This is a genomic window from Streptomyces sp. NPDC051173 (genome assembly GCF_040689515.1).
Lineage (GTDB): Bacteria > Actinomycetota > Actinomycetes > Streptomycetales > Streptomycetaceae > Streptomyces.
In genome coordinates this window covers 26599-36724 of the sequence record NZ_JBFBBD010000070.1, presented here as the reverse complement: position 1 = coordinate 36724, position 10126 = coordinate 26599, and the positions used below count along the sequence as shown (strand labels likewise).

10 protein-coding genes and 1 pseudogene are annotated in these 10126 nt (G+C 72.3%); 2 read left to right on the top strand and 9 right to left on the bottom strand.

Features of this window, described 5'->3' with window-relative positions:
- Nucleotides 1-90: 90 nt before the first annotated feature.
- From AB0435_RS27685 to AB0435_RS27670, 4 genes are read right to left on the bottom strand one after another with little or no spacing between them, the layout of a single operon-like run.
- Nucleotides 91-1305, bottom strand: coding sequence for a helix-turn-helix transcriptional regulator (locus AB0435_RS27685; protein WP_366428201.1), 1215 nt, complete (start codon nucleotides 1303-1305; stop codon nucleotides 91-93).
- Between the two features lie 9 nt (nucleotides 1306-1314).
- Nucleotides 1315-2109 carry an ABC transporter ATP-binding protein gene (locus AB0435_RS27680; RefSeq protein WP_366428200.1) on the bottom strand — a complete coding sequence of 265 codons (795 nt, stop codon included), beginning with the start codon at nucleotides 2107-2109 and terminating at the stop codon, nucleotides 1315-1317.
- Nucleotides 2110-2113: 4 nt separating this feature from the next.
- The gene (locus AB0435_RS27675; RefSeq protein WP_366006433.1) at nucleotides 2114-3181 is read right to left on the bottom strand and encodes an iron ABC transporter permease; all 1068 of its coding nucleotides are present in this window, start codon (nucleotides 3179-3181) and stop codon (nucleotides 2114-2116) included.
- A complete protein-coding gene (locus tag AB0435_RS27670; RefSeq protein ID WP_366428199.1) occupies nucleotides 3182-4246 on the bottom strand; it encodes an ABC transporter substrate-binding protein in 1065 nt (354 codons plus the stop codon).
- Between the two features lie 150 nt (nucleotides 4247-4396).
- On the opposite strand from AB0435_RS27670, the gene AB0435_RS27665 reads away from it, so the two are divergent.
- On the top strand, nucleotides 4397-5128 hold the full coding sequence (locus AB0435_RS27665) for a PIG-L deacetylase family protein (protein WP_366428198.1): 732 nt from the start codon (nucleotides 4397-4399) through the stop codon (nucleotides 5126-5128).
- A 257-nt stretch (nucleotides 5129-5385) separates the two neighbouring features.
- On the opposite strand, the gene AB0435_RS27660 is transcribed toward AB0435_RS27665, so the two are convergent.
- The 5 genes and pseudogenes from AB0435_RS27660 to AB0435_RS27640 form a co-directional block, all read right to left on the bottom strand.
- Nucleotides 5386-6507, bottom strand: a complete 1122-nt coding sequence (locus tag AB0435_RS27660) for a PP2C family protein-serine/threonine phosphatase (RefSeq protein WP_366006430.1) — start codon at nucleotides 6505-6507, stop codon at nucleotides 5386-5388.
- Nucleotides 6508-6633: 126 nt separating this feature from the next.
- Nucleotides 6634-7017 (bottom strand): PTS fructose transporter subunit IIA, encoded by a 384-nt coding sequence (locus AB0435_RS27655; RefSeq protein WP_366428204.1) that lies wholly within the window; start codon nucleotides 7015-7017, stop codon nucleotides 6634-6636.
- A 96-nt stretch (nucleotides 7018-7113) separates the two neighbouring features.
- Nucleotides 7114-7728, bottom strand: a pseudogene (gene dhaL, locus AB0435_RS27650) (dihydroxyacetone kinase subunit DhaL); the annotation flags it as partial.
- Between the two features lie 93 nt (nucleotides 7729-7821).
- Complete coding sequence (locus AB0435_RS27645; RefSeq protein WP_366428197.1) at nucleotides 7822-8760, bottom strand: DUF6114 domain-containing protein; 939 nt, start codon at nucleotides 8758-8760, stop codon at nucleotides 7822-7824.
- Nucleotides 8751-9365 (bottom strand): DUF6230 family protein, encoded by a 615-nt coding sequence (locus tag AB0435_RS27640; RefSeq protein WP_366006428.1) that lies wholly within the window; start codon nucleotides 9363-9365, stop codon nucleotides 8751-8753. The genes AB0435_RS27645 and AB0435_RS27640 overlap by 10 nt, the downstream gene beginning before the upstream one ends.
- 79 nt (nucleotides 9366-9444) lie before the next feature.
- Between AB0435_RS27640 and AB0435_RS27635 the strand changes: the two genes are divergently transcribed.
- Nucleotides 9445-10074 (top strand): TetR/AcrR family transcriptional regulator, encoded by a 630-nt coding sequence (locus tag AB0435_RS27635; RefSeq protein WP_366006427.1) that lies wholly within the window; start codon nucleotides 9445-9447, stop codon nucleotides 10072-10074.
- Nucleotides 10075-10126 lie beyond the last annotated feature (52 nt).

Genomic DNA, 10126 nt, shown 5'->3' with positions numbered 1-10126 from the left:
ACTCGACCGGCACACCGCCGATCACCCAGAAGAATCCTCCGCCGCCCCAGCCGCATGATCAACCCCCGAAGGATTTACGACGCAGACCACTTAGTTGGCGACGCCCAGGAACTCGGCAAGCCTCCGCAGGCCAGGCGGGCGGTACGAGCCTGCCCACAGGTCGGTCACGATGGCCACGGTGAGCGTGTGGTGTCGCATCCAGGCCGGAGCGATCTGGCGGAGCTTCTCAAGAGCCTTCACGGCGCCCTCGGCGTCGCCCAGGTCTGTGTGGGCTCGGGCGAGGTCCAACAAGAGCCATGTACGCCAGGAAGGTGGAGTATCGGCGCTGAGGCGCATTCCCTTGGCCAGTGACAGCGCTTCTTCGGGGCGGGCGTGCTGGACAGCGAGGCGGACGCGCTCGATTCGGACGGATGAGCGGCTGAACACCGACACCATCTTTCCGTCAGCGGGAGGAGGAAGGGTAGCCAGTTTGTGCGTCGCGTTCTCCGCTGTGGTCATCATGTCGTTCGCTGTCCCGTAGTCGCCGGCACGGGCGACGGATGTGGCGGCGGACATGATGAGTGCGCCCCAGACCCTCAGGCCCTCGGCGTTCTTTCCGTGCTCCGTCTCGACCGAATCGGCGGCGTACACGGCAATGTGCTCGGCGTCTTCGAGTCGGTTCTGCCGCTGGTAGTTCCAGGCCACGCTGTTGCTGATCATCGGTGCGAGCAGCGGGTCCGAAGAATCCGAGGCGGCGTTCATGGCACGCTCGAGCGCGCTGAGCGCGAGGTCGATCTTCCCCAGGCGGATGGCGAGATGCCCAGCCAATTGCAGTGCCTTTCCCAATGCGGCCTGCCCCACCGCCCGTTCGTCCACGTTCCCCACAGCGGCAGCGAAGCGGGCGTCAGCGATGATGCCGGGCAGTACCTCCATGAGCCGTCCGAAATCGGCGTCGTGGTACAGGGTCCAACTGTCGGAAATCTCGCGCCTCAGAAGAGGGGCGGTCAGCCGCTCCGCGCCGTTCGGCTCCGGAGGCGGGGCGAACAGCGGAGGCATGATCGCGCGACGCAGAGCAACCAACTGAGGCGGGTCGGCCTCGCCGGTGGACGGCACTCCGGGCGGGTCACCGAGGAGGGCCGTCAGTTCGACGCCCAGTCCCCGGGACAGCGCGTGCAGGGTCGGCAGGCGTGCGCTGTGCTTCCGCTTCTGCTCAAGCTTGCGGACCACGTCCACGGACACGCCGGAACGCTCGGCCAGCCCCTCTTGAGTGAGGCCGGCAAGCCTGCGGAGCCTGCCCAGGCGGTCGCCCAGGTGTTCCGTCACCATGGATCCACGCTACAGCCCTGACAACTCTCCCTCCCCCACCCCCCGATGATCGAAAGCAATCAGCGGATCCCCCGTAAGCGGATGGTCCACCACCGCCGCCCGCACCCCGAAGACCTCCGCCAGCAGCCCCGGCGTCAGGACATCGCGCGGTGGTCCCGACGCCACCAGCGCCCCTTCGTGCAGCACGTGCAAGCGGTCGCACAGCGACGCTGCCGCGTTGAGGTCGTGGAGCGAGAGCAGCGTCGTGCGGCGCTGGGCGCGCAGCAGGGAGAGGAGTTCCACCTGGTGCTGGACGTCGAGGTGGTTGGTCGGCTCGTCCAGGACGAGTACCCGGGGGTCCTGCGCGAGCGCCCGTGCCAGCAGCACGCGTTGGCGCTCGCCGCCGGACAGGGCCGAGAAGCGGCGGGCGCCCGCGCCGGCCATGCCGACCTGTTCCAGGGCCGCCGCGACCAGGTCCGCGTCCGTGCGGTCCTCGCCCGCGAACGCCCGCTTGTAGGGGGTCCGGCCCATGGCCACGACCGCGCGGACCGACAGTTCGAAGTCGCTGCCGCGCTCCTGCGGCAGGGCGGCCACCAGGCGGGCCGACTCCGCCGTCGTCAGGGAGCGGACGTCCGTACCGCCGAGCAGCACGCGGCCGGCGTGCGGCCGCAGATAGCGGTAGACGGTCCGCAGGAGGGTCGACTTCCCGCTGCCGTTCGGGCCGATCAGCCCCGCGATCTCGCCGTCCTCCGCGAGCAGGTCCACGCCGGAGACCACCGTCCGCCCGGACAGGGCCACTTCGAGTCCTTCGATGGCGACACGCACGCCGTTACCCCCGCTCCAGCCGTCGGTCCAGCAGATACAGCAGCGTCGGCGCGCCGATCAGCGCGGTGACCACGCCCACCGGCAGCTCCTGGTCCGGCAGGGCCGTACGGGCCAGGAGATCGACGACCACCAGGAGTACCGCGCCGAACAGCGCGGCCACCGGCAGCAGCCGGCGGTGGGCGCCGCCCACCACCATCCGGCAGACGTGCGGCACCATCAGGCCCACGAAGCCGATCGCCCCGGACACCGACACCAGCACACCGGTGAGCACGCTGGTCACCACGAACAGTTCGCGCCGCAGCCGGACCACGTCCACGCCCAGACCGGCCGCCGTCTCGTCGCCCATCAGCATCGCGTCGAGCGCCCGGGCCCGGGCCACCAGGGCCACCAGGCCCAGCAGGACCGCCACCACGGGCAGCGCGAGTGTGGACCACTGGGCGCCGCCCAGCGAACCCATCAGCCAGAACAGCACCCCGTGGGTCTGCTGGTCGTCCCCGGCCTGGAGCACCAGATAGTGGGTGAAGCCCGACAGGAATTGCCCGATGCCCACCCCCGACAGCACCAGGCGCAGCGGCGAGAACCCGCCGCCCCGGCGGGCCATGGCCCACACCAGCGCGAAGGACGCCAGTGCCCCGGCGAACGCCGCCGAGGACAGCCCGAGACCCAGCAGCCCGCCCGCACCCGCGCCCAGCACGATCGCCGCGACCGCGCCCAGCGACGCGCCGCTGGAGATGCCCAGCAGATAGGGGTCGGCGAGCGGATTGCGGACCAGCGCCTGGACGGCCGTACCGACCAGGCCCAGGCCCGCGCCCACCACGGCCGCCAGCAGCGCGCGCGGCACCCGCAGCTGCCACACGATCAGGTCCTGGGTGCCCGGCACCGGATCCGCGCCGCGGATGCCGCGCGCCACCGAGGACCACACCTCGCCGAGCGGCACGTCCGTCGAACCCAGGCACACGGACGCGGTGAGCGCGGCCACCAGGGCCACCCCCAGCACCGCGCCGACCCATCCGGCCCGCGCGCCCGGCTCACGCTCCCGCTCCGCCTCCGCGGCCGTGGCGAGCGCCGCCACCTACTTCACCAGGTCCGGGTGGAGCGTGTGCGCGATCTCGCGCACGGTGTCGGCGCTGCGCACCCCGCCGATCGTGGTCCGCTCCGAGCCGATGCGCACGAAGTGACCCTCCTTGACGGCGGTGAGGTCCTTGGTCGCGGGGAAGGAGCGCAGGAAGTCGGCGGCCTCGTCGAAGGCCTTCTTGTTCGCCTCCTCGCTGCCGCGGTTGCGGACGCCGAGCTGGATCCAGTCGGGGTTCTTGGCGACGACGTCCTCCCAGCCGACCGGCTTGAAGTCGCCGTCGCAGTCGGCGAAGACGTTCCGGCCGCCGGCCTGGGTGATCACCGCGTTGGCCACCTGCCGGTTGCACACCGCCATGGGCTGCTTGGTGCCGGCGTCGTAGTCGAAGAAGAAATACGTCGGCCGCTTCGCCTCGGGCACGCCCTTGAGCGCGTCGCGGACGGTGTCCGTCTTCTTGCGCATTCCGCCGACCAGTTCGTCCGCGCGCGCGGAGGTGCCGGTGACCTTGCCCATCTCCAGGACGTCGGCCTCCACACCGGAGAGGTCCGTGCGCGGCGCCTTGCTCATCGACGCGCACGCCGACGACTTCAGGAAGACGTGCTTGATGCCCGCCGCCTCGAACTCCTTGGCCGTCGGGGCGTCGCCCATCTTCCCCATGTTCTTCATGGAGGAGAACGAGTCGACGTACAGATCGGCGTCCGAGGCCAGCAGCTTCTCCTTGGGGATCCCCATCTTCCCCAGCACCGGGACCTTCGCCGCCTGGCCGGCGAACTGCTCGGGCAGCGCACCCTTGCCGGGCGGGAAGCCCGTACCCGCCAGCTTGTCGCCCGCGCCCAGCCACATCAGCAGCTCCAGGCTCGCGGCGTTGCTGGTGACGATCTTCTTCGGCGCCGAGTCGAACGTCGTCCTCGCCCCCATGCAGTCGGAGACGGTCACCGGGAAGCCCGCGCGCGCCGAGGATTCCGAGGCCCCCGCGTCGTCGGACTTCTTCGCACCGCCACCGCCGCAAGCCGTCGCCGACAGGGCCACAGCGGCCAGCACACCGCACCACACACGAGGGCGCATCAGAAAACACTCCAGAACTCGACATCCGCGGACCCGTCCGCGCGGGTCCGGACAGGTAGTCGGACCGCCGGCCCACCCGGTTCCCGCGCGTCGCGAGGAATCCCGACGTACGCTGCCCGAGCACCGAGTCGAAGAGCGAAGGAGACCGCCATGGCGGACCAGCTCAAGGAGATGCCCACCGACTGGCGGCGCGCCCTGGCCGTCGTCGCCCACCCCGACGACCTGGAATACGGTGCCTCCGCGGCCGTCGCGACCTGGCTCGACGACGGCCGCGAGTGTGTGTACGTGCTGGCCAGTGCCGGGGAGGCGGGCATCGACACGCTCACCCCGGCCGAGGCCGGGCCGCTGCGGGAGACGGAACAGCGCGCCTCCGCCGCGGCCGTCGGCGTGGAGACCGTGGAGTTCCTGGGGCACCGCGACGGTGTCATCGAGTACGGGCCGCGGCTGCGCCGCGACTTCGCGGCCGCCATCCGCCGCCACCGCCCCGAACTCGTCCTGACCCTCAACCACCACGACACGTGGGGCGGCGTCTACTGGAACACCCCCGACCACCGGGCCGTCGGCCGGGCGGTCCTGGACGCCGTCGGCGACGCGGGCAACCGCTGGATCTTCCCCGAGCTCACCGACGACGGTCTGCTGCCCTGGGACGGCGTCCGCTATGTGGCCGTCGCCGGCTCCCCGTACCCCTCCCACGCCGTCGACGCGAGCACGGGCCTCGACCGGGCCGTGGCGTCCCTGCTCTGTCACCGCACCTACATCGAGGCGCTGACGAAGGACGACCCGGAGACGTACTGCCGCAATTTCCTGGAGGGCAACATGAAGGCGGTGGCGGAACGCTTCGGAGGACGCCCGGGGGTGGCTTTCGAGCTGTTCAGCCGCTAGGCCGTGGCCTGGCGGGTGAGTCCTCCGCAGGCCGCGTCGTTCCCGCACCACCGCTGCGCGGCGGTGTCCTCGAACGCCGGACGGGCTGGTGGGTTGCCCGGACGGGCTGGCACGGCCGCAAGTTGACGATCATGTCCGGCAGAACAAGCCGTCCGGCGAGGACGCACCCGCTGGGGGCCCGGACAGAGTCCGGGAGAGCTCCCGCCGTGGGCGGCAACGGACCCGCAGTCAGGAACGGCGCCGAGCCCCGGACGCGGTCAACCGCAAACAGCGGACACCCGCTCCATCACCAGCACGGCCACGTCGTCCTGCAACCTCCCGCCCGTATGCGCGTCGAGATCCGCGCGCAGCCGGTCCAGCAGCTCGGAGGTCGACAGCGTGGCCCACGCGTCCAGCCGTTCGGCCAGTGGGTAGAAACCGCCGTCCGGGGCGCGGGCCTCGGTGACGCCGTCGGTGCAGGCCAGCACCCGGCTGCCGGCGGGGAGCTCGACGCGTTGCGTGGTGCGCGTCGCCGTGGACAGGTCGCCCAGGCCCAGCGGCAGCCCCGGGTCCGGTGTCTCCAGCTCCCGCACCCCGCCCTCCGGCCCGATGAGGAACGGCGCCAGGTGACCGCAGTCGATGAACACCACGGGCACCGCGCCGGCCTCCCGCCCCTCCGGCGCGGCGGCCTCCTCGGTCCCGAAGACCAGCGCCGTCACGAACTCCTCCGACACGCGCAGCACCAGATCCTCCGCTCCCGTCGACCTCGCCTCGTACGCCGCCGACCGGTGGTAGCGATAGAGCCCCTGCTCCATCGCCTCCACCCCGCTCTCCAGGTCGCGCCGGTGGTAGGCGGCCTCCCGGAACGCCGTCAGCACCGCGGCCCCCGCGCCGAGGGTGCCCAGGCCCTTGCCCCGTACGTCACCGATCAGCACCCGCGTCCCGTACGGCGTGTCGACGACCTCGTAGAGGTCACCGCCGATCAGCGCCTCCCGCTGGGACGACACGTAGAAGCCGTCCACGACGACGCTGTGCGTACGCAGCGGCAGGGGCCGCAACAGCGCCCGCTGCGCGGCCTCCCCGGTGGCCCGCACCCGCTCCAGCAGGTCCTCGCCGTCGCGCCGGAGCCGGGCCACCGCGATGCTCGCGCCCACCATCAGGGCGTTGCCCACGACGGACCCGACGCGGTTGACCGCCACGTCGCTGTTGAGCACCCCGTGGTGCGCCACCATCAGGAAGAAGTCCAGGAGGCCGATGAAGACCGTCTGCTGATAGGTGCACACCGCGGCCGCCGCCATCGGCGCGAGCGCCGCGAACACGTCCAGCCGGAGGTTGGACGGGGTCATGAGATCGATGGCCACGATGACCATGAGATAGACGAGGACGAGCGCGAAAGGCATGCTGCGCGACGACACCGTGGCGGGACCTCCACGCCGGAAATGGGCTGCATAGGGTATTTCGCCAGCTCCAGCCTTCCACGGCCGCCGCGCCTCGGCCACCCGGTGCGATCTTGACCCCGGGTTGCCTCAGAGTTTGCGGTAGGTCCGCGCGTCGTCGGTCGCCGCGAGGACCGTCGCCAGGTCACCACCGGCCGACGCCGTCACCACGGCGGTGACCGCGCCCTCCACGAAGGGGGCGTCCGCGATGCGTACCTCGGCGGCGCTCAGCGAGCCGTCGGCCAGCAGCGCCTTGACCGTGAGCACCGCGCTGCCCATGTCGCACAGCACCACCACACCCGCGCCCTCGTCCACCCCCGCGACCGCCGCGCGGACCAGCTCCGCGCTGGTGCCGACCGAGCCGTCCGGCAGCCCGCCCGCCCCGGCGACCGGCGCGGGGGAGGGTGTGCCGGTCAGGGCGCGGGCGAGCGCGGCCGTGGACGCGGCCACGTCGCGGCTGTGCGAGACCAGCACCACGCCGACCCGGCCCGGCGCGCGCTCTGGCTCCGGGGCGGGCGCCTCCGTCGCCTCGACGGGCGCCGCGCACAACTCGGGGTCGGTGGCCTCGTACAGAGCGGTCACCAGCAGTGCCGACGACGTGGCGCCCGGGTCCTGGTGGCCGATGCTGCGGTCGCCCAGATAGCTGGCCCGGCCGCGCCGTGCCCGCATCGGAACGGTCGCCTCCGCGCCGGCGCGGGCCGCCCGCGCCGCCGCGTCCAGCGCCGCCGTCACGTCGCCGTCCGCCAGGGCCTCGGCGTAGGCGTCCGCGGCCGGCTGCAACGCGTCGACCATCGTCTTGTCACCGGGCGCCGCGTCACCGAGGCGCCGCACACTCGCCACAGCCGCGGCCAGCGCCCGCCCCAGCGTCGGCGGTTCGACCACGGCGTCGTCGCCGAGGATCTTGCCCATCCTGCGCAGGACCGTCCCGTACAGGGGGCCGGAGGCGCCGCCCACGGTGTTGGTGAGGTGCACGCCCACGGCGGTGAGCAGGGCGCCCGGTGTGGCGGGCGCCTCCGCGGCCAGGGCGTCGGCGGCGGAGGTGAAGCCGCGCTTGAGGTTGGCGCCGTGGTCGGCGTCGCCGATGGCGGCGTCGAGGTCGGTCAGATACGCGGCCTCCGCGACGAGGACGCGCGTGGCGCGGTCGAGGAACCGGTGGAAGAAGGCGAGGTCGAGCGGGGCGGTCATGGGTCCTGTGCTCCTCGTCGCTGCGGCTCGGGGTCCGGGTCGGCCCAGCGTAATGCGCACGCCCCGCGGGCCCGTCGGCGGCGGGCCCGGTCCTCACGCGCCGGGAGGCGTCACCCCCACCCGCAGTTCGTCGGCGCCGATGACGTCCGAGGTGACCAGCGCCTGTTCCGCGTGGACGTCCGTCATGAAGACGAACGGCGGGATCACCGGCGGCACGGGCAGCCCGTCGGGGGAGAAGGTCACGCACAGCAGGCCCTCCAGGCACCCGCTGAACTTCGTGAGGTAGAGCGTCACATCGCCGCTCAGGTCCAGGGTGCGTGCCCCGAGGGACATCTCCGCGCCGCCGTCCCGCGTGGTCATCCGGTAGTCCTTCAGCGAGGCGGAGCCCATCTTGAGGACCAGCACCTTCAACGGCCCCTTGGCCGTGGGGACCTGGGTGACCCCGGCGAACGCGAAGCCCCGCGGCGCGAAGAGCGACGTGCGCACGGTCGGCGGGACCGCCGCGGCCGGGACACCGGAGGCGCCGCGCGGCGCCGCCTCCGCACGGTCCGCCGCCGGGGTGCCGACCGCCGCGAGCAGCACGAACGGCAGGGCGACCGCCAACGTCCGGGACGGCCCCGGCCCGCTCTCCCGGCGCTCGGCCGGGGTCCAGCCGAAGCCCATGGCGCTGCCCGCGATGCCCAGCAGCATGCCGACCAGGAAGCCGCCCAGATTCGTCGCGGCGAAGGAGAGGGCGGACAGGATCAGGGCGTTGACGCTCACGTAGTGCCGTGCGGACGGCACGCACCACAGGAACAGGCCCGCGACGACCAGCGCCAGTCCGATCCCGATCGAGGCCAGCCCGCCCAGCCCCAGGCTGACCAGTACGGTCACCGGTGACAGCGGCACGACCAGCAGCTCCGTCCCGCCGAGCACGAGCAGCAGCCCGGCCCAGAAGGGCCGGGTGCGCCGCCATCCCCGGAACGCCCGCCGCCGCTCCGGGAACGGCAGCCGCCGCTCCACCGCGGCGGTGAACCGGCCGCTCAGAAGCACTTCTTGCCGTCCAGGCTCACGTTCAGCCGCAGCCCCGGCAGCCGGAAGTTGCCGCCGGTCGCGGACCAGGCGTGCGAGCGCACCCCGGCCACCGTGATGTTCCCGGCCTGGAGCCCGAACCGGCCCGCCTCGCCCTTGACGTCCGGCACTTGGTCGAGCGTGGAGGCGTCCCGGCCGATCTCCGCGGTGCCGAAGGTCGCGTCGCCGACGAGGTCCTCACCGTCGATGACCAGTTTGCTCGCGGACACCTCGCCCGCGCCGCCGCCGGCGGTGAGTTTGAAGACGACGTTCCCCAGCGGTGTGGGCACGGAGGCGGCCTGGCAGATGTCGCTCAGCCGCGCGTCGCCGATACCCAGCAGCGACACCGGGTGGCCCTTGCCGTCCACGGAGCGGTCGGTCTGGACGAACGAGGAGAGCCCCTTGCTCGTCAGCTTCCCGGACTGCACCTGGAAGTTGGTGCCGGAGACCGCGAAGGACGCGGCCAGCGCGCCCTGTGCCATCGCCGTGGCCATCGCGGCCACGGCGGCGAGGGCGGGGACGGCCACCACGGCCGTCTTCTTCCAGCCGGTTCTGCCCTCCGGCAGGCGTCGGTCGGTTCCGCTCACTGCGCCCTCCCGTAAGGAAGTGAGAAGTGTGGCTTCTGCCATACTGCGGACGTCCGGTGACGGGAGACTAGGGCCGAATTTGAATAATAGTCAACAGGCGGGGACCGACCGCTCCCAGGCGAGACGCTCCGAACTCATCGCGATCGGGCGGAAGTTGTTCGCCGACACGTCCTACGACGCGCTGTCGATGGACGACATCGCGCGGCACGCAGGCGTCGCCAAGGGCCTGATCTACTACTACTTCAAGAACAAGCGCGGCTACTACCTCGCCATCATCGAGGACTCCGTGGCCGAGCTCGCCCTGCGCGCGGCCGCCACCCACGACCTGCCCCCGGCCGACCGCGTCAGCCACACCATCGACGGCTACCTCCGCTACGCGCAGCACCACCAGGCCGCGTACCGGGCGGTCGTCACCGGCGGCGTCGGCTCCGACGAGGAGGTCCTGGCCCTGCGCGACGGCGTCCGCGAGCGGCTGCTGGCCGCGATCGCGGAGGGCGCCTGGGGCCGCCGGGACCTCCCCGTCATCGCCCGCACCGCGCTGATCGGCTGGTTCTCCAGCGTCGAGGGCGTCACCCTGGACTGGCTGCGCACCGAGGAGCTCCCGCGCGAGACGGTGCGCTCGCTGCTCGTACGCGGCCTGGGCGACACCCTCCGCGCGATCGAGGACTTCGAGCCGACGTGCCCGGCGCCGCTGCGGAAGGAGCTGTGAGGCGAACAGGGCTTCCCCGTTCGGAGGGTTGCTGACATAGTGCGCTCCCCTG